The 18,617-nt window shown below is 68.4% G+C and carries 18 protein-coding genes; 8 read left to right on the top strand and 10 right to left on the bottom strand.

Going from position 1 to position 18,617, the window contains the following annotated elements; translation table 11 throughout:
* Positions 1-161 precede the first annotated feature (161 nt).
* The 8 genes from A37E_RS0118530 to A37E_RS0118495 are packed head-to-tail and all read left to right on the top strand — an operon-like array spanning position 162 to position 7,438.
* A complete protein-coding gene (locus A37E_RS0118530) occupies positions 162-1,106 on the top strand; it encodes an ABC transporter permease (RefSeq protein ID WP_029557973.1) in 945 nt (314 codons plus the stop codon).
* A gap of 8 nt (positions 1,107-1,114) precedes the next feature.
* A complete protein-coding gene (locus A37E_RS0118525) occupies positions 1,115-1,996 on the top strand; it encodes an ABC transporter permease (RefSeq protein WP_029557972.1) in 882 nt (293 codons plus the stop codon).
* Entirely contained in the window at positions 1,993-3,054 is a 1,062-nt protein-coding gene (locus A37E_RS0118520; RefSeq protein WP_029557971.1) for an ABC transporter ATP-binding protein, read from the top strand. Before A37E_RS0118525 ends, A37E_RS0118520 begins: the two co-directional genes overlap by 4 nt.
* Positions 3,051-3,266: a hypothetical protein gene (locus A37E_RS25465; protein WP_038193370.1), complete on the top strand. Its 216-nt coding sequence runs from the start codon at positions 3,051-3,053 to the stop codon at positions 3,264-3,266. The genes A37E_RS0118520 and A37E_RS25465 overlap by 4 nt, the downstream gene beginning before the upstream one ends.
* Positions 3,263-4,705 (top strand): Asp-tRNA(Asn)/Glu-tRNA(Gln) amidotransferase GatCAB subunit A, encoded by a 1,443-nt coding sequence (locus tag A37E_RS0118510; RefSeq protein ID WP_051679155.1) that lies wholly within the window; start codon positions 3,263-3,265, stop codon positions 4,703-4,705. The genes A37E_RS25465 and A37E_RS0118510 overlap by 4 nt, the downstream gene beginning before the upstream one ends.
* Positions 4,702-5,718, top strand: a complete 1,017-nt coding sequence (locus A37E_RS0118505; RefSeq protein ID WP_245279375.1) for an ABC transporter ATP-binding protein — start codon at positions 4,702-4,704, stop codon at positions 5,716-5,718. Before A37E_RS0118510 ends, A37E_RS0118505 begins: the two co-directional genes overlap by 4 nt.
* Positions 5,718-6,968 carry a Zn-dependent hydrolase gene (locus A37E_RS0118500; RefSeq protein ID WP_029557967.1) on the top strand — a complete coding sequence of 417 codons (1,251 nt, stop codon included), beginning with the start codon at positions 5,718-5,720 and terminating at the stop codon, positions 6,966-6,968. The genes A37E_RS0118505 and A37E_RS0118500 overlap by 1 nt, the downstream gene beginning before the upstream one ends.
* The gene (locus A37E_RS0118495) at positions 6,965-7,438 is read left to right on the top strand and encodes an ureidoglycolate lyase (RefSeq protein WP_197023011.1); all 474 of its coding nucleotides are present in this window, start codon (positions 6,965-6,967) and stop codon (positions 7,436-7,438) included. Before A37E_RS0118500 ends, A37E_RS0118495 begins: the two co-directional genes overlap by 4 nt.
* A gap of 6 nt (positions 7,439-7,444) precedes the next feature.
* Here the strand turns inward: A37E_RS0118495 and A37E_RS0118490 are convergent, their stop codons facing one another.
* From A37E_RS0118490 to A37E_RS0118445, 10 genes are all read right to left on the bottom strand, one after another.
* A complete protein-coding gene (locus A37E_RS0118490; protein ID WP_029557965.1) occupies positions 7,445-8,593 on the bottom strand; it encodes an acyltransferase in 1,149 nt (382 codons plus the stop codon).
* Between the two features lie 187 nt (positions 8,594-8,780).
* Entirely contained in the window at positions 8,781-9,725 is a 945-nt protein-coding gene (locus A37E_RS0118485) for a nitronate monooxygenase family protein (protein WP_029557964.1), read from the bottom strand.
* Positions 9,726-9,818: 93 nt separating this feature from the next.
* Positions 9,819-10,736 carry an enoyl-CoA hydratase-related protein gene (locus A37E_RS0118480; protein ID WP_029557963.1) on the bottom strand — a complete coding sequence of 306 codons (918 nt, stop codon included), beginning with the start codon at positions 10,734-10,736 and terminating at the stop codon, positions 9,819-9,821.
* Positions 10,737-10,739: 3 nt separating this feature from the next.
* Positions 10,740-11,948, bottom strand: coding sequence for an acetyl-CoA C-acetyltransferase (locus A37E_RS0118475; RefSeq protein ID WP_029557962.1), 1,209 nt, complete (start codon positions 11,946-11,948; stop codon positions 10,740-10,742).
* Between the two features lie 24 nt (positions 11,949-11,972).
* The gene (locus tag A37E_RS0118470; RefSeq protein WP_029557961.1) at positions 11,973-13,778 is read right to left on the bottom strand and encodes an AMP-binding protein; all 1,806 of its coding nucleotides are present in this window, start codon (positions 13,776-13,778) and stop codon (positions 11,973-11,975) included.
* Positions 13,779-13,788: 10 nt separating this feature from the next.
* Positions 13,789-14,598 carry an ABC transporter ATP-binding protein gene (locus tag A37E_RS0118465; protein ID WP_029557960.1) on the bottom strand — a complete coding sequence of 270 codons (810 nt, stop codon included), beginning with the start codon at positions 14,596-14,598 and terminating at the stop codon, positions 13,789-13,791.
* A gap of 5 nt (positions 14,599-14,603) precedes the next feature.
* Positions 14,604-15,785, bottom strand: a complete 1,182-nt coding sequence (locus A37E_RS0118460; protein ID WP_029557959.1) for an ABC transporter substrate-binding protein — start codon at positions 15,783-15,785, stop codon at positions 14,604-14,606.
* Between the two features lie 44 nt (positions 15,786-15,829).
* Positions 15,830-16,873 (bottom strand): branched-chain amino acid ABC transporter permease, encoded by a 1,044-nt coding sequence (locus tag A37E_RS0118455; RefSeq protein WP_029557957.1) that lies wholly within the window; start codon positions 16,871-16,873, stop codon positions 15,830-15,832.
* Entirely contained in the window at positions 16,873-17,751 is an 879-nt protein-coding gene (locus A37E_RS0118450) for a branched-chain amino acid ABC transporter permease (protein ID WP_029557956.1), read from the bottom strand. Before A37E_RS0118450 ends, A37E_RS0118455 begins: the two co-directional genes overlap by 1 nt.
* Positions 17,751-18,605, bottom strand: a complete 855-nt coding sequence (locus A37E_RS0118445) for an ABC transporter ATP-binding protein (protein WP_051679153.1) — start codon at positions 18,603-18,605, stop codon at positions 17,751-17,753. The genes A37E_RS0118450 and A37E_RS0118445 overlap by 1 nt, the downstream gene beginning before the upstream one ends.
* Positions 18,606-18,617 lie beyond the last annotated feature (12 nt).

Raw genomic sequence — 18,617 nt, 5'->3', positions numbered from 1 at the left:
GTCCCGGGCATCCACGTCGGGCCGCCTGAGTGACCTCTGACGCTGAACCCGGCCGCACCACGTGGATGGCCGGGACAAGCCCGGCCATGACGGTCGGCAGATACGCATCCAAGCGCGGAGCCGCCGGCCCCGCGCCCTTCCAACACAAGCAGGATCGCCCCGTGCTGGTCTATGTCCTCAGGCGCATCGTCTATGTGATCCCCATCGTCGTCTCGGTGGCGCTGGTGTGCTTCCTTCTGGTGCACATCACCCCCGGCGACCCGCTGGTGGCGGTGCTGCCGCCGGACGCCTCGGCGGAACTCGCGGCGCAGCTGCGCGCGGCCTACGGATTTGACCAGCCGCTTCCGGTGCAGTTCGGCCTGTGGGTCTGGCATGCGCTGCATGGCAATCTCGGCACCTCCATCGCCACCGGCCGCCCGGTGCTGGCCGAGGTGACGGCGGCGGTCGGCAACACCTTCATCCTGGCGGTTTCGGCCGCCATCATCGGCTTCGCGCTGGGGGCCTTCTTCGGCCTCATCGCCGGCTATTTCCGCAACACCTGGGTGGACAAGCTCGCCACCTCCATCGCGGTGGCCGGCGTCTCCGTGCCCCACTACTGGCTGGGCATGGTGCTGGTCATCATCTTCTCGGTGTGGCTCAACTGGCTGCCTGCCGTGGGCATGGGGCCGGGCGGATGGTCGTGGGACTGGGAGCACATGCGCTTCCTCATCCTGCCCGCCGTCACCATGTCGGTGATCCCCATGGGCATCGTGACGCGCACGGTGCGGGCGCTCACCGGCGACATCCTCTCGCAGGATTTCGTGGAGGCGTTGCGCTCCAAGGGCCTGCGCGAGACCCAGGTGTTCCGCCATGTGGTGAAGAACGCCCTGCCCACCGCCATCGCCGTCATGGGCCTCCAGCTCGGCTATCTGCTGGGCGGCTCGATCCTCATCGAGACGGTGTTCTCCTGGCCGGGCACGGGCTTCCTTTTGAACTCCGCCATCTTCCAGCGCGACCTGCCGCTGCTGCAGGGCACGATCCTCGTGCTGGCGCTGTTCTTCGTCTTCCTCAACCTCGTGGTGGACATCGCCCAGGCGGCGATCGACCCGCGCATCAAGAGGGCCTGATCGTGGCGATGACCAGCGATGCCGCCCTCGAGGCGGCCCCCGTCGAGAAGGCCCGCGGCTATTGGGCGACGGTGGCCCGCCGCATCTCCCGCGACAAGGTGAGCATGGCCTGCGCGGCCATCCTCATCCTCATCGTGCTCGCGGCGATCTTCGCGCCCTGGCTCGGCCTCGCCGATCCCTACCAGGGCTCCATGATCCGCCGGCTGCGCCCCATCGGCACGCCGAACTATCCGCTCGGCACCGACGAGCTCGGCCGCGACATGCTCTCCCGCCTTGTCTATGGCGGGCGCCTCTCGCTGCTCATCGGCATATTGCCGGTGATCCTCGCCTTCGGCATCGGCACCAGCCTCGGGCTGCTGGCCGGCTATCTCGGCGGCAAGGTCAACACGATCATCATGCGCACGATCGACGTGTTCTACGCCTTCCCCTCGGTGCTGCTGGCCATCGCCATCTCGGGCGTGCTCGGGGCGGGCATCGTCAATTCCATCGTCTCGCTCACCGTGGTGTTCGTGCCGCAGATCACCCGCGTGGCGGAGAGTGTCACCACCTCGGTGCGCTCGCTCGACTTCGTGGATGCGGCGCGGGCGTCGGGCGCCTCGGCGCTCACCATCATGCGCGTGCATATGCTGGGCAACGTGCTCGGGCCGATCTTCGTCTATGCGACGGGCCTCATCTCCGTCTCCATGATCCTCGCGGCGGGCCTCTCCTTCCTCGGCCTCGGCACAAGGCCGCCGGAGCCCGAATGGGGCCTGATGCTGAACACCCTGCGCACTGCCATCTACGTCAATCCGGGCGTCGCGGCTCTGCCGGGCGTGATGATCTTCGCCGTCTCCATCTGCTTCAACATGCTCAGCGACGGGCTGCGCAGCGCCATGGACATCCGCAATTGAGCACCATCGAACCTCTTGAGGACCTCGGCGGACCGGCCCAGCCGCTGCTCGCCGTCAACAGCCTCACCAAGCATTTCCCCATCGGCGGCGGCCTGTTCGCCGAAAAGAAGACCGTGCGGGCGGTGGACGACGTGTCCTTCGCTGTCGCCAAGGGCGAGACGCTCGGCATCGTGGGTGAGAGCGGCTGCGGCAAGTCCACCACCGCGCGCCTGCTCATGCACCTCATGCCGCGCACCTCTGGCGAGATCCTGTTCGACGGGCAGGTCGTCGGCTACAGCCTTTCCATGCGCGAGTTCCGGCGCGGCATGCAGATGGTGTTCCAGGACAGCTATGCCTCGCTGAACCCGCGCCTCACCATCGAGGACAGCATCGCCTTCGGGCCGAAGGTGCACGGCATCCCCGACAAGGAGGCGCGGGCGCTGGCCCGCGAGCTGATGGGCAAGGTGGGCCTGCGCCCGGAAGTGTTCGCCAACCGCTATCCGCACGAGGTCTCCGGCGGCCAGCGCCAGCGCGTGAACATCGCCCGTGCCCTCGCCCTGAAGCCACGGCTCGTCATTCTCGACGAGGCAGTCTCGGCGCTGGACAAGTCGGTGGAGGCGCAGGTGCTGAACCTGCTCACCGACCTCAAGCGCGAGTTCGGCCTGACCTACGTGTTCATCAGCCACGACCTCAACGTGGTCCGCTACATCTCCGACCGGGTACTGGTGATGTATCTCGGTCAGGTGGTGGAGGTGGGACCGGTCGATGAGGTGTGGGAGGCCCCTGCCCACCCCTATACGCGCGCTCTGCTCGCCGCCATGCCGGCCCTCGACCCGGACAAGCGCACCGAGACGCCGCCCCTCTCGGGCGATCCGCCCAACCCCATCGATCCGCCCGCCGGCTGCCGCTTCCACACCCGCTGCACCTTCGCGGAAGAGGTGTGCGGACGGGTATGCCCGGCGCTCTCCCCGGCGACGCCGGGCGATACGGCGCCCGATGCCCATCTCGCCGCCTGCCACATGGTCATTCCGGGCTCCGGCCACAGCCGCGCGCCCGCCGCGACGGAGGTCGCCGCATGAGCCAGCATCTTTCGTCTGAAGACGCCGCCGCCATCATCCGCGCCGCCGGACTGAACCTTTCCCCCGCAGATGCCGCGCGCATCGCTTCCGGCATCTCGCCCGGCCTTGCCGCGTTCTCCGCCGTGGCCGGCACCCTGCCGTTCGATCTGGAGCCGGCGACCTTCCTCGCGGTGCAGCGGCCCTGCGCGGAGCCGAAGGAGGGCGGCCAATGAGCCTGTCGCTCCGCCCCTCCGCCGGCGCGCCGGCCGATCCGGCGCTGATGACGCTCGCGGAAGCGGCCATGGCCATCCGCGCCGGCGTGCTCTCCTCCCGCGAGGCGACGGAGGCGTGCCTCGCCCGCATCGCGCGGCTCCAGCCGGCGCTCAACGCCTTCATCGCCATCGAACCCGAAGCGGCGCTGGCCGCCGCGGATGCGGCCGATGCCGCGCTGGCGCAGGGCGAGGTGAAGGGGCTGCTGCACGGCCTGCCCCTCGCCCACAAGGATATGTTCTACGAGGAAGGCCGCGTCTCCACCTGCGGCTCGAAGATCCTGCGGGACAAGGTGGCGACGACGAATTCGACGGCCCTCGCCCGCATCAAGGCGGCGGGCACGGTGCGGCTCGGCGCGCTGCACATGGTAGAATTCGCCTATGGCCCCACCGGCCACAACGCCCATTTCGGCGCGGCGCGGAACCCGTGGAACACCGCCCATGTCACCGGCGGCTCCTCCTCCGGCTCGGGGGCCGCAGTGGCGGCGCGGCTCACCTATGGCGCGCTGGGCTCGGACACCGGCGGCTCCATCCGCATGCCGGCGCATTTCTGCGGCGTCACCGGGCTGAAGACCACGGTGGGGCTCGTGAGCCGCTACGGCGCCATGCCGCTCTCGTTCTCCCTCGACACCATCGGCCCGCTGGCCCGCACGGTGGAGGATTGCGCCATCCTGCTCCAGTTGATGGCCGGACACGACCCGCTGGACACCACCACCGCCACCGCCCCGGTACCGGACTATCTCGCCGCCGCCGAAGGCCGCCTCAAGGGCCTCACCATCGGCATTCCCGATGCCTTCTATGTGGACGATCTCGACCCCGAGGTCGCCCGCGTGCTGGACGAGACCATCGCCACCCTGAAACGCGGCGGCGCGCGCATCGTCGGCGTCTCGCTGCCGGACCAGATGAAGCTCTCCGGCGCCTCGCAGGTGGTGCTGAACTGTGAGGCCTCCGCCAGCCACAAGGCGTGGCTTCTGGAGCGTCCGCAGGACTATGGACCGCAGATCCGCGCCCGGCTGGAGAATGGCTTCGCCATCCCCGCCGTGACCTATCTGGAGGCGCTGCGCTGGCGTGGGCCGGCGCTGGCCGAGCATCTGGCGGCGATCGCCGAGGTAGATGCCGTGCTCGCCCCCACCGCGCCCATGCCCGCCCCCACCATCGCCGAGACCGATACCGACGGCGGGCCGGGCGCGGAGGCGATGATCCAGCGCATCACCCGCTTCACCCGCCCGGTGAACTATCTGGGCCTGCCCACGGTGAGCCTGCCCTGCGGCTTCACCCGCACAGGGCTTCCCGTCGGCCTGCAGGTGATCGGCCGGCCGTTCGCCGAGGCGACATTGATCCGCATCGGCGCCGCCTTCCAGCGCGAGACCGATTTCCATGAACAGATGCCGGAGGAGCCATGAGCGAAGCGAACGGCACGAAAACCATGGCTGAAGCCGCAAGGCCCCTCGTCGACATCCGCGACCTCACCATCCGCTTCACCGGCGAGCGCACCGTTCATGCGGTGAACGGGGTGTCCCTCTCCCTCGGCGAGGGCGAGGTGCTGGGCCTGCTGGGCGAGTCCGGCTCGGGCAAGAGCGTCACCATGCGCGCGCTCATGCGTCTCCTGCCCAAGCGGCGCTCGGTGATCTCCGGCAGCGTCCATGTGGCGGGGCAGGATGTGCTCGCCATGGACGACGCCACCCTCTCCGACTTCCGCGGCCGCACCGTCTCCATGATCTTCCAGGAGCCGGCGCTGGCGCTGGACCCGGTCTACACCATCGGCCGGCAGATCTCGGAATCGGTGATGCGCCACGAGGGCGCGAGCCAGCGCGACGCCACCGCCCGCGCGCTGGAGATGCTGGAGCTGGTGCGCATCCCCTCCGCCAAGCGCCGGCTGGATGCCTATCCCCACGAGATGAGCGGCGGCATGCGCCAGCGCGCCATGATCGCCCTCGCCTTGGCCTGTCGCCCCAAGATCCTGCTGGCGGACGAGCCCACCACCGCGCTCGATGCAACGGTTCAGATCCAGATCCTGCTGCTGCTGCGCGAGTTGCAGCGGGAGATGGGCATGTCGGTGATCTTCGTCACCCACGACATCGGCGTCGCCATCGAGATCTGCGACAAGGTGGCAGTCATGTATGCCGGCCAGATCGTGGAGACCGGCACGCTGGGCGAAATCGTCCGCACGCCGCAGCATCCCTATCCGCGCGGGCTGCTCGCCTCCACCGTCCATGGCGCGGCGCGCGGGTCGCGGCTGGAGACCATCCCCGGCACGCCGCCCTCCCTCGACAAGGCGCCCGTCGCCTGCTCCTTTGCGCCGCGCTGTGCCTTCGCGCAGCCGCGCTGCACCGTCGCGCCGCCGCCGCTCGTCCATCTCGGCCCTGGCCGCGACGTGCGCTGTGTTCTGGCTGAAACCCCCGTCCCGGTGAATTGATGTCCGTACCCGCCACCAACCTCACGATCAATGCCGAACGCCTCTGGAGCACGATCATCGAAACCGCCCGCTTCGGCGGCACGGAGAAGGGCGGCGTGCGCCGTCTCACCTTGTCGGAGGAGGACCGGCAGGTGCGCGACTGGTTCCGCGCCGCCTGCGAGGCCGCCGGCTGCACCGTCACCGTGGACGGCCTCGGCAACATGTTCGCTCTGCGGCCGGGCAAGGACATGACCAAGCCGCCGCTGGGCATCGGCTCGCACCTCGACACCCAGCCCACCGGCGGCAAGTTCGACGGCGTGCTGGGCGTGATGGCGGCGCTGGAAGTGGTGCGCACGCTCAACGATGCCGGCATCGAGACCGAGACGCCCCTCTGCGTCTGCAACTGGACCAACGAGGAAGGCTCCCGCTTTGCCCCGGCCATGATGGGCTCTGCGGGCTACGTGGCGGACCTGCCGGTTTCCGACATCCTCGCCCGCACCGATGCGGAGGGCATCAGCGTCGGCGCGGCGCTGGACGCCATCGGCTATCGTGGGCCGGAAGAGGTGGGCGCGCAGAAATTCTCCGGCTTCCTCGAACTCCACATCGAGCAGGGGCCGATCCTGGAGGCGGAAGGCCTCCCCATCGGCGTGGTGGAGCACGGCCAGGGCATCATCTGGTACGATGGCCGCATCTCCGGCTTCGAGAGCCATACGGGCTCCACACCCATGCATCTGCGCAAGGATGCGCTCGCCGCTTTGTCCGAGATCGTGCTGGCCATCGAAGCCCTCGCCAAGGCGCATGGGCCGAACGCGGTGGGCAGCGTCGGCGAGGCGGTGATCGCGCGGCCCTCGCGCAATGTGATCCCCGGCGAGATCGCCTTTTCCGGCGAGTTCCGCACCCCCGACGCCGGCATCCTCGACGCCCTCGACAAGGCGCTTCAGACGCAGGTGAAGGAGATCGCCGCGCGGCGGAAGGTGGACATCCGCCTCGACACCATCTGGCGTAAGGAACCCACCCATTTCGACCCGGCCATGACCGGCGCCATCGCCGCCGCCGCCGACCGGCTCGGCCTGCCGCACCGGCCCATCGTCTCCGGCGCGGGGCATGACAGCTTCCACCTCGCCACCGTGGTGCCCACCGCCATGGTCTTCGTGCCGTGCAAGGACGGCGTGAGCCACAACGAGCTGGAATCCGCCAAGCCGGAGGAGTGCGCCGCCGGCACCAACGTGCTGCTGCACGCGGTGCTCGCGGTGGCGGGCGGCGGCGCGTGAGGCCCCTCGTCCCACGTCCGCTGACGGGGGAGGCCTTCGCGCCCTATGGCGAGGTATTGGCGGTGCCGCAGACGGTGGGGGTGCGCACATCGTTCAACACCGTCCTCGCGAACCTGCGGCCCGATGTTCCGGCCTGCCTCTCGCTCATCCTCGCCGCGCCGGTTCCTCAGCCGGTGGGGATCGAGGTGATCGAGCGGCATGTCTTCACCTCCCAGAGCATCGTGCCGATGGCGCCGGTCCGCTGGGTGATCGTGGTGGCGCCGGGCGCCGCCGGGGACGGGCCGGATCTGGCGGCGGCGGAGGCCTTCCTGCCCGCGCCGGGACAGGGCATCACGCTGGCGCCGGGCACCTGGCACGCGCCCTTGACGGTGCTCGATGCCCCCGCCCCGTTCGCATTCCTCATGTGGCGCAACCACGCGACGGACGACGAAGAGATCATCGCCATTCCTCCGATGGCGGTGGCGGTTTAGCGCCGCTCACGCCTCGGCCAGTCGCGCCCGTCCCCGTTTGCGAATGAAGCGCAGCCCATCCAATACCGGGCGTTCCACCGCGACGAGGAACAGGCTGGCGCAGGCGAAGGCGGCGAGGGCTGTAACCGCGAAGAGCAGCGCGAGCCCTCCGACGCCCACGGGTGCGAAATGCACGAAGGCCCAGGCCGCCGGGCCCACGATCAGCGGCACATGCACCAGATAGAGCGGAAACGAGAGCGCGCCGAGGTGCTGCAGCGCCGGCCGCTCGAACAGGTCCCGTAGCCAGGGCGTGGTGAGGAACGAGACGATGACGAGCAGCGCCCCGGCCTCCCGCCAGCCGTCACCGCCGAGGCGGGACAGCACGGCATCGGCGAGACCCGGCCCGTCCGCATGGCCGGGATAGGTGGCGCCGAGCACGAGACCGAGGAGCGCGAGCAACGTGCCCCGCATCGGCATCAGCTTCAGCCAGCCGCGCAGCTCGAACAGCAGCGCCCCGCCGCAGAAGGCCGCGAGCGAGAAATCGACCGCAATCCCGAGGCCAAGGAGCCCCGCCACCAGCGCCGGCACCCGCGCCCGCCCCCGCACGAGGGCATAGCCGCCATAGATGAGGATCGAGCCCATCAGCTCGATGCGCATGGTCCAGAGCGGGTTATTGAACAGCGGCTTGCCCGTCTCCACGAACACCTGAACCGCCCCTTCCCACGCCGCCTGCCACAGGGGCGGAATGGGCGGCTGGTGGGTCCAGCGAAACCACGAACTGCCGGAGAGCGCCTGCGCCGCCTTTCCGGCATCGGGAAAGCCGGCGATCCAGACCCATGCGATGAGCGATGCCGCCAGCGCCGGCAGGGCGAGGCGGAAATATCTGAGGCCGATCAGCAGCGGCGCTTCCTTCAGCGTCCGTGGCGCCGAGGCGGCCAGCACGAAGCCGCTCAGGGCGAAGAAGACGGCTACGGAGAAATGCCCGTTCCACAGCACCGCCAGCGGCGTGTCGGAAACAGAGAAGCCGGTGCGGCCCCAGGATCGGAAGGGGCCGGGTGTGAAGGCGTAGAAGAAATGGAAGATCGCCACCGTGCAGGAGGCGAAGCCGCGCAAGCCATCGAGGCTGGTGACGCGGCCGAGGGGAGGCTCGATGAGGTGCGTTTCGGAAACAGGCATCAGGCGGGCATCGGGGCAGCAAGCGGGAGCCGGACCGTAGCCCCGCCGGGGACGCGGGTCCATCACCCGCGCTGACCTGTGCCGGATTGACCGGGCACCCATCCCGCTGCCTGCTCCCGCCGACGCATGAGCCTTCCGGTCAGGCCGGAGGGCGACGGCGGAACGGGGAGACGGCGGCGCAGCGCTGTCAGGCGCCCCCAAACGCATCCGACGAGAGCGACCTCAGCGCCGCGCGATACTCTTCCCGAAGCCGCGCGCAAAGCTCGGCCGCGCCGGGCAGATCGGCGATGCCGCCCACCCCCTGCCCCGCCGACCAGACATTCTTCCACGCCTTCGCCTCGTTCGACATGTCGAGCTTGGCGTGGCCCTGGAGATTGTCCGGGTCGAGCCCGGCGGCGCGGATGCTGGGCTTCATGAAGTTGGCGTTCACGCCGCTGATGGCCGGCGTGTAGAGGATGTCCGCCGCCGAGGAGGACAGGATCATGTCCTTGAATTCCTGCGGCACCATGGCCTCGCGCGTGGCGATGAAGCGCGTGCCCATGTAGGCGAGGTCCGCCCCGGCCGCGCGGGCGGCAAGGATCTGGGCGCCGGTGTTGATGGCGCCGGCCATGAGGATGGTGCCGGCGAACACCTGCCTGATCTCGGTGACGAGGGCGAAGGGGCTGAGCTGACCCGCATGCCCGCCCGCGCCGGCCGAGACGGCGATGATGCCGTCCACGCCGGCTTCCGCCGCCTTCTCCGCATGACGGCGACTGATGACATCGTGGAAGACGACGCCGCCATAGGAATGCACCGCCTTCACGAGATCGGGCACCGCCCCGAGCGAGGTGATGACGAGCGGCACCTTCTCCTCGACACAGATGGCGAGGTCCGCCTCCACGCGCGGGTTGGACTTGTGGACGATGAGGTTGACGCCGAACGGCGCCGCATTTTCCACCTCGGCAAGGCGCGCCTTGATCTCCCGCACCCAGTCGCGGAAGCCGTCGCTGGTGCGTGCGTTGAGCGCCGGGAAGGTGCCCACCATGCCCGAGCGCGAGACCTCCACCACGAGATCCGGACCGGAGGTGAGGAACATGGGCGCGGCCACGGCGGGGATTTTCAGGCGGCCCTCGAAGGCGGCGGGAAGCGGCATGGGATGGTCCTTGTTCTCGTGCGGCGGGGCCGCCGTCTCGTTTGTAAATTTCGAACCGTCATACCCCGGATCGAGGCACGGGATGACAAGCGCTTACGATGCCGCTCCACCCGCCTTGGCGGCCTGACGGGCAAAGAAAGCGGCGATTTTCTCCTGCGCCTGCGGGCTCTGAATGAGAGCAGCACAATAGTCGCGCTCCACCTTCAGCGCCTTGTCCATTGGCAGGCGCGCGCCCTCGAACACGCAGGAGAGGATGGCGCGCGGCGCTGGGTCTTCCCCCTTGGTCCGCGCCAGCACGCGGGCATTCCAGACTGCGAACAGGTCGCCCGCGGCGGTGCTGGTCGGCGCGAGGCCGGGCAGGCGGAAGCCCTTCACGTCCCATGGGGCGACAGGGTTGACCCGCCCCTCGCGCAAGGCGGCCTTGGCGGCGGGAAGGAGATCGTCCGGCGTCACGATCGCATCGATCAGCCCCACCGCCTGCGCCTCGGCGGCGGTCATGGGCCTGCCGTCCACCAGGATCGGCAAGGCGGCGGCGATGCCCAGGCGCCGCAGCACGCGCTGGGTGCCGCCGGCGCCGGGCAATATGCCGAGCGTCACCTCCGGCAGGCCGTAAAGGCCCTTCGGATTGTCCGCGACGAGCCGGTGATGACAGGCGAGCATCAGCTCCAGCCCCGCTCCCAGCGCCGTGCCGGGCGCGGCAGCCACCACCGGCTTGCCACACGTCTCCAGCCGGCGGAACAGCGCCCCCATGCGGCCGATGCGGCGCGCCGCTTCCGGCAATGTCACGTCCGGCGCCGCGAGGCCATTCATGATGGCAAGATCCGCCCCGGCGAGAAAGGACGACTTGCCCGAGGTGACGATGATGCCGGAGACGGCGCCATCCGCCGCCAGCCGCTCCACCTCGGCCTCCAGCGCCTCCACCAGCGCCCAGCCCAGCGTGTTCACCGATCGGCCGGGCTGATCGAGGATGAGAATGGCGATGCCGTCGCCGTCGATCTCCGTGCGCAGCATGGCTCAGACCCGTTCGATGATGGTGGCGACGCCCATGCCGGCGCCAATGCACAGGGTGGCGAGCGCGGTGGCCTTCCCCGTCCGCTCCAGCTCGTCGAGCACGGTGCCGAGGATCATGGCGCCGGTGGCGCCGAGCGGGTGGCCCATGGCGATGGCCCCGCCGTTCACGTTCACCTGCGCGGGATCGAGCCCCAAAGCGTCGATGAAGCGCAGCGCCACGGCGGCGAACGCCTCGTTGATCTCGTAGAGGTCGATGTCGGCGGCGCTCATGCCCGCCCGCTTCAGCGCCTTCTCGGCGGCGAAAGAGGGGGCGGTGAGCATGATGGTGGGTTCCGAGCCGATCTCCGCGAAGGCGCGGATGCGCGCGCGGGGCTTGAGCCCCGCCGCAGCCCCGGCCTCCCGCGTGCCGACGAGCACGGCCGCCGCGCCGTCCACGATGCCGGAGGAGTTGCCGGCGTGGTGGACATGGGCGATCTCGCCGACTTCGGGATAGCGCAGGCCCGCGATCTCGTCGAAGCCGGGGTCCGCCCCCATGGCCGCGAAGGCGGGCTTGAGGCGGGCGAGATCGTCCATGCTGGAATTGCCGCGCACCGTCTCATCGCGATCTAGCATCACCTCGCCGATAGCGTCGGTGACGGGCACGATGGAGCGGGCAAAGCGCCCCTCCGCCCACGCCCGCGCGGCGCGGTGATGGCTCTCCACGGCGAAGGCATCCACGGCGGCGCGGTCATAGCCCCATTTGGTGGCGATGAGATCGGCGCTGATGCCCTGCGGCACGAAGCGGGTGGCAAAGGCCACGTCCGGGTCCTGGCTCCACGCCCCGCCGTCCGAGAGGATGGGAATGCGCGACATGCTTTCACAACCCGCGCCGATCACCATGTCCGCCTGCCCGGCCATCACCTTGGCGGAGGCCATGTTGACCGCCTCCAGCCCGGAGCCGCAGAAGCGGTTGATCTGAACGCCCGCCACCTCGTCGTCATAGCCCGCGCGCAGCGCGGCGATGCGCGGCAGGCACTGGCCCTGCTCGCCGATGGGCATGACGACGCCCATCACGATGTCGCTCACAACCGCCGTATCGAGGGCGCTGCGGTCGCGCAGAGCGGAAAGCACGGTCGTGGCGAGATGCACGGGCGTCGCCGCATGCAGCGCGCCATCCGGCTTGCCGCGGCCGCGCGGGGTGCGCACGTGGTCGAAGATATAGGCGTCTGGCATGGAGGGTCCTTGCAGCCGCGCCGCTCAGGCGTAGAGGCCTTCGATCTCGGTGGCGTATTTCTTCTGGATGTTGGAACGGCGGATCTTCATGGTCGCCGTCACCTCGTCGTCGTCGTGGTCCAGCTCCTTGGTGAGGAGGTGGAAGCGACGGATGTGGGACACCTGCGCCAGCTCCGCATTGGCCTTGGCGACCTCGCCCTCGATCAGCGCGCGAACCTGCGAGTTTTCGACGAGATTGCGGAAATTGGTGTAGGCGAGCGACTTCTCTTCCGCCCACTTGCCCACCGTCTCGAAATCGATCTGGATGAGCGCGGAGACATATTTGCGCGCCTCGCCGATGACGATGCATTCCTTGATGAAGACGCTAGACTTCGCGACATTCTCGATCTCCGACGGGCTCAAATTCTTGCCGCCCGCTGTAATCATGATGTCCTTCAGGCGATCGACGATCTTCACCTGATCGCCCACAATCTCCACCACATCGCCGGTGTGCAGCCAGCCGTCGCGGAGCGCAGTGGCCGTCGCCTCCTCGTTGCGGTAGTAGCCGGCGAAGACGAGGTCGCCCTTCACCATGAGTTCGTTGTGCGGGCCGAGCTTCACCTCCATGCCCTCCGCGGCCGGGCCGACGCAGCCGGGGCGGAGATCGGTGAGCCGCTGGCCGGTGCACATTCCGGTGGTCTCGGTGGCGCCGTAGACCTCCACCAGAGGCACGCCGAGGGTGCGGAAGAAACGCACGATATTGGGCGAGATGGGCGCCGCGCCGGTCATCGCCACCTTCGCGCGCCTGAGGCCGATGAAGTTCTGCAGCGCGCGGAAGAAAAGCAGGTAGGCCACGAAGAAGAGCGCCCGCTCCTTCAGCGAGCGCTTCGACGGGTGCTTCTCGGCGAACGGCTCGCACGCCTTCACGAGGCGTTCGTACAGCGCGCGGCGCAGGCCGCCTGCCTCCATCATCTTGATGGTGATGGAGGCCGCCAGCTTCTCCCAGATGCGCGGCACGCCGAGGAACATGGAGGGCGCGACCTCCCGCAGGTCCTCCTGGATGGTGCGGATGCTCTCGCCGAAATTCACCTGCGATCCCAGATAGATGGGCGCCATGGTGGTGAGCATCTGCTCGGCCACATGGCAGAGCGGCAGATAGGAGACGTGGGTGGTGGTTTCATCCAGCCCCAGCCGCTCGGCGAGCGCGATCGCCTCGGCGCGCAGGTTGCGATAGGTGAGCATCGCGCCCTTGGGCTTTCCGGTGGAGCCCGAAGTATAGATCATCAGCGCCACATCGGAGAGCGACTGACGCGCCAGCGCGTCCTCGATGATCCCGGGCTGGGCCGCGCGATGGGCGGCGCCCATCTCGATCATCGTGTCGAAGGCGATCACCTCGCCGCCCGCGTAGGTGCGCAGGCCCTTCTTCTCCACCACCACGATGCGCCGGAGCTTGGGCAGTTCGGCCCGGCGCTCCAGCACCTTGTCCACCTGCTCCTGGTCCTCGCAGACGACGATTTCCGCCTCCGCATGGCCGAGCACATAGGCCACCTCATTGGCCGGGCTGGTGGGGTAGACACCCACCGTGACCGCCCCGAGAAGGCCGGCGCCGAGCTGCGTCAGCACCCATTCGATGCGGTTTTCGGAGAGCACCGCCACATGCCCGCCCTCGGGCAGGCCGAGGGCGCGCAGGCCGTGGCCGGCGAGGGCCGCGCGCTCGAAATAGGCCTGCCACGACACCGGATTCCAGATGCCGAAATCCTTCTGGCGGATGGCGGTGCGCGGGCCGATGCGCTGCGCATTGAGACGCAGCATCTGCGGCAGGGTGAGATCGGGGAAGGTGGGTGCGGTCATGGTCGCGCGCTCACGAAAGCCAGCGCTTGCGGCGCTTGTAGTGCTTGATGTCGCGGTAGCTTTTCGCCCCCGCCTCCCCGGCCATGCCGAGGTAGAATTCGCGCACGTCCTGGTCCGCCATCAGCCGCTCGGTGGGGCCGTCCAGCACGATCTTGCCGGTCTCCATGATGTAGCCGTAGTGCGAGACGGCGAGGGCCACCGCCGCGTTCTGCTCCACCAGCAGCATGGAGACGCCCCGCTCGCGATTGATGCGGGCGATGATGGTGAAGATCTCCTCCACCAGCTTGGGCGACAGGCCGAGGGAGGGCTCGTCCAGGAGGATCAGCTTCGGCTCCGCCACCAGCGCGCGGCCGATGGCCAGCATCTGCTGCTCGCCGCCGGAGAGATAGCCCGCGCGGCCGTTGCGGCGCTCGTGCAGGCGGGGGAAATACTCGTAGACCGCGTCGAAGGACGAGGGCTTCGTTTTGCGCCCGGTGAGCGCATAGGTGGCGGCGACGAGGTTTTCCTCCACCGTGAGGTCCTCGAAGATGCGCCGCCCCTCCATCACGTGGAACAGGCCGCGGCGCACGAGGTCGTGCGGCTTCAGCGCGCCGCTCGGCGCACCGTCGAAGGTGATGGCGCCGGAGGTGACGTCGCCGTCCTCCAGCGCGAGAAGGCCGGACACCGCCTTGAGGGTGGTGGATTTGCCGGCGCCGTTGGAGCCCAGCAGCGCCACCACCTTCCCGGCCTCCACCTTCAGCGACAGGCCGCGCAGCACCTGGATCGTCTTGTTGTAGACGACCTCGATGTTGGAGATGTCGAGTATGGCGTGCGCGGTCATATCAATCACTTCTTCAGGCTGATCCAGTCGGATGCCGGCTTCATCTGCTTGTCGGCGGCGTTGAACTGGTAGATGCGGCCGACGGGGACGGAATTTCCGGGCACCGAGATCGGGACGCCGATGATGCCGCCGGTGTCGAAGTCCTTGATGGAATTGAGCGCGGCCTTCAGCGTCTTGCCGTTCAGCTCCTGCCCGGCGGCGAGCGTGCGCTTTGCCGCCTCGCCCATGAGCATGGCGGTGAGGAAGCCCTGCATGTAGCCCGTCGCCTGATAGGTGGGGCGGAGCTTGCGGATCTTGTCGAGGATCGGCGCATCCGGAGCAGTGTCGTAATAGTAACGGTAGGGCATCACGCCCATGAAGCCGTCCGCCGGCGCGCCGACATTGGCCCATAGCGAGTTGTCCATGGACCAGAAAGTGCCCATGAACTTGGTCTTGAGCCCGAGTTGCTTGGCCTGAGACATGAATTCCGGCAGCGGCGCCAGCACATAACCGTGGAAGATGGTGAAGTCCGGGTTTGCGCGGCGCAGCTTCAGCACCTCGGTGGAGACGTCCACGGCGGTGGGCGGGGTGACGATCTGCGCCACCACATCGAGCCCCATGGCCTTCGCCCGCTTCACGCTCGCCTCGATGGGGTCGCGGCCGAATTCGGTGTCCGAGTTCACGAAGACGAGCTTCGCGCCCGGCTGCGCCTTGGCGATGTATTCGAGCAGGATGGCGAACATTTCCACATAGTCCGGCCCGGCCATGAACTGGAACGGATACTTCGCGGGATCGTTCAGCTCGCTGCCGAAGGACGCGCCGGCCATCATGATGGTGCCGCGGCGGTTCAGCTCCTCGTTGATGGTCTTGGCGAAGCCGGTGCTGTCGCCATAGTAGAGATGGATGTCGTTCTGGGTGGTGAGCTTGTTGAACACCGCAACGGACGTATCCACCTTGTAGGCGGTGTCCTCATAGGCGAGGCGCAGCTTGCGCCCGGCGATGCCGCCGGCCTCGTTGGTGAGCTTCACATAGTCCGACATGCCCGCCTCGATGGCGACGCCGGCGAAGGCGAACACGCCGGTGAGTGGGATGGAGCCGCCGATGACGATCTCCTTCTCCTGCGCATAAGCGGTGAAGCCGGGAAAGGCGGAGGCAAGGCCGGCGCCGGCGGCGAGGCCCATGATCTGGCGTCTGTTGAGACTGGTCATTGGCGTTTTCTCCCTTGGATCTTTTTACTTGGTCTTTTCTTGCGTCATGTGCGGAACGGCCACAGATGGAAAAAGCGGCGCGCGCGGCGCACCATTTCCGCAAGTCCATGCGGCTCGAAGACGAGGAACAGGATGATGAGCGCGCCGAACACGATGGTGCGCACCGGCGAGAGCGCCGCGCCGGCATTGGGGAAGATGGGCGCGAGCCAGTCCACCACATACTTCAGCAGCTCCGGCACGAGCGTCATGAAGGCCGCGCCCAGCACCGAGCCGATGATGGTGCCGAGCCCGCCCACGATGACCGCCGCGAGGAAGAAGATGGAGGTAGCGAAGGGGAAGCTCTCCGGCGTCACCACGCGGAAAAAATAGGCCCACATGCCGCCCGCCACGCCCGCGTAGAAGGACGAGAGGGCGAAACTCATCAGCTTGTAGCGCAGCAGCGGGATGCCCAGCACCTCGGCCGAGATGTCCCGGTCGCGGATGGCGATGAAGGCGCGGCCGATGCGGGTGCGGAACAGGTTCGCCGCGCCCAGCACCATCAGGCAGGTGATGGGCACGATGACGAAATAGAGCGCGAACGGGCTCGCCAGTTCCAGCCCGAACAAACGCGCCGGCGCGACATTGATGCCGCGCACGCCGCCCGTCACCGACACCCAGTGGGTGAAGACGAAATGCAGGATCACCGAGGCCGCGATGGTGGCGATGGCGAGATAGAGCCCCTTCACCCTGAGGCTGGGAATGCCCACCAGCACACCCACCAGCGCGGACACGAGGCCGGCGGCGAGGATGTTGAGGAGGAAGGGCGTTCCCACCTGCCCCTCGAAGAAGGCGACCGTATAGGCCCCCACCGCCATGAAGGCCGCCTGCCCGAGGCTGACGAGGCCAGTAAAGCCGGTGAGGATGTTGAGCCCCGTCGCGCTCGCCACGTTGATGGCGACGAGGCAGGCGAGATAAAGCCAGTATTGGTTGAGCACGAAGGGCGCGAGCACCAGCATGGCGAGGAGCACGCCCATCCACGCCCGTTGCGTCGAGGTGACGAGCAGCCCCTCGTCGGCGATGTAGGTTTCCTTGGCGGTTGCGATGCGCATCAGAGCCGCTCGATCTCCACGGTGCCGAACAGGCCGTAGGGCCGGATCATCAGCGCCGCGATGAGGATGGAGAAGGTGGTGACGAGCTTGTACTCGCCGCCGAGGAAGGTGCCGGCCCACGCCTCCACGAGGCCGATGAGGATGCCGCCGACGAGCGCGCCAAGCACGCTGTCCAGCCCGCCGATGATGACCACCACCAGCGCCGAGAGGCCGAACACGCCCATGGTGGGCGAGATGCCGCCGATGGCGCCCACCAGCAGCCCCGCCCCGGCGGCGGTGGCGCAGGCCACCATCCAGGCCAGCGAGAACACCGCCGGCACGTTGATGCCGCATGAATAGGCCGCCGCCTGGTCGGTCGCCGTGGCGCGCAAAGCGACGCCGCCGCGCCAGAACCGGAACAGCAGCAGGAACAGGGCGATCACCAGCGCGGACACCACGAAGCCGATGGCGATCTTGCGCGAGACATAGGCCTCGCCGATGAACACCGGCGCCTGCCCCATGAAGTCCGGCAGCGCACGCGGATCGGTGTTCCAGATCAGCTCCGTGGCGCCGATGAGCACGGACCCGAGCCCCACGGTGAGCATCAGCACCGAGATGGAACTTTCCCCCAGCATGGGCCGGATGAGCGTGCGCTCCACCACGAAGCCGAACAGCGCACCACCGGCAATGGCGAGCGGAATGGCGAGCCATGTGGCGAGGCCGAAGGCGGTGACGAAGGCGAAGAAGAGATAGCCGCCCAGCATCAAGATCTCGCCCACCGCGAGATTGATGACGCGGGTCGCCTTGTAGATCAGCACGAAGGACAGGGCCGTGAGCGATAGCAACGCGCCGGAGCCGAGCCCCGCCAGTGTCACCTCGGTGAAGAAGAGCCAATCCATCAGGCCGCCTCCCCCACGCCGGAGAGGCGGCGCATCAGCTCGGCCGGATCGCCGGAGCCGAGATAAGCGGCGGCGACTTCCGGATTGCCCTGCACCTCGGCGGGCAGCCCCTGCGCGATGACCTTGCCGAAATTCAGCACCACCACATGGTCGGAGATGTCCATCACCATCGCCATGTCGTGCTCCACCATGAGGATGGAGATGCCCCACTCTTCCTTCACGTCGAGGATGAAGCGGGCCATGTCCTCGGTCTCTTCCCGGTTCATGCCGGCGACGGGCTCGTCCAGCATCAGGAGGCGCGGACGCATGGCCAGCGCGCGCGCCAGCTCCACGCGCTTCTGGAGGCCGTAGGAGAGCGAGGCGACGGGCTTGTTGCGGATGTGGTCGATCTCGAGGAAATCGATGATCTGCCGCTCCACCTCGGCGCGCAGCTCCATCTCCTCGGCCCGGGCCGCGCCCCAATAGGTCAGCGCCTGCAACAGGTTGGTCTTCATGTGGGCGTGCCGACCGAGCTTGATGTTGTCGAGCACGGTCATGCCCTTGAAGAGCGCGATGTTCTGGAAGGTGCGCGCCAGCCCCGCCTTCGCCCGCTCCGGCGGGTGGGTGCGGGTGATGTCCGCGCCGTCGAGGCGGATCGCCCCGGTGCGCGGACGGTAGAAGCCGGAAATGCAGTTGAACAGCGATGTCTTGCCGGCGCCGTTCGGGCCGATGAGGGCGGTGATGGAGCCCTTCTTCACCTCGAAGGACACATCGGTGAGCGCCCTGAGCCCGCCGAACCACAGGCCGAGGCCGTCCACCGCCAGATGCGCGGCGACGGGCGCAGGCGTTGCCGCAGAGGCTGGCGCGGCGTTCATGCGCCCTCCCCC

Origin of the sequence: Xanthobacter sp. 91 (assembly GCF_000702385.1) — a bacterium.
Taxonomy (GTDB): Bacteria; Pseudomonadota; Alphaproteobacteria; order Rhizobiales; family Xanthobacteraceae; genus Xanthobacter; species Xanthobacter aminoxidans.
This window is presented reverse-complemented; position numbering and strand designations above follow the sequence as displayed.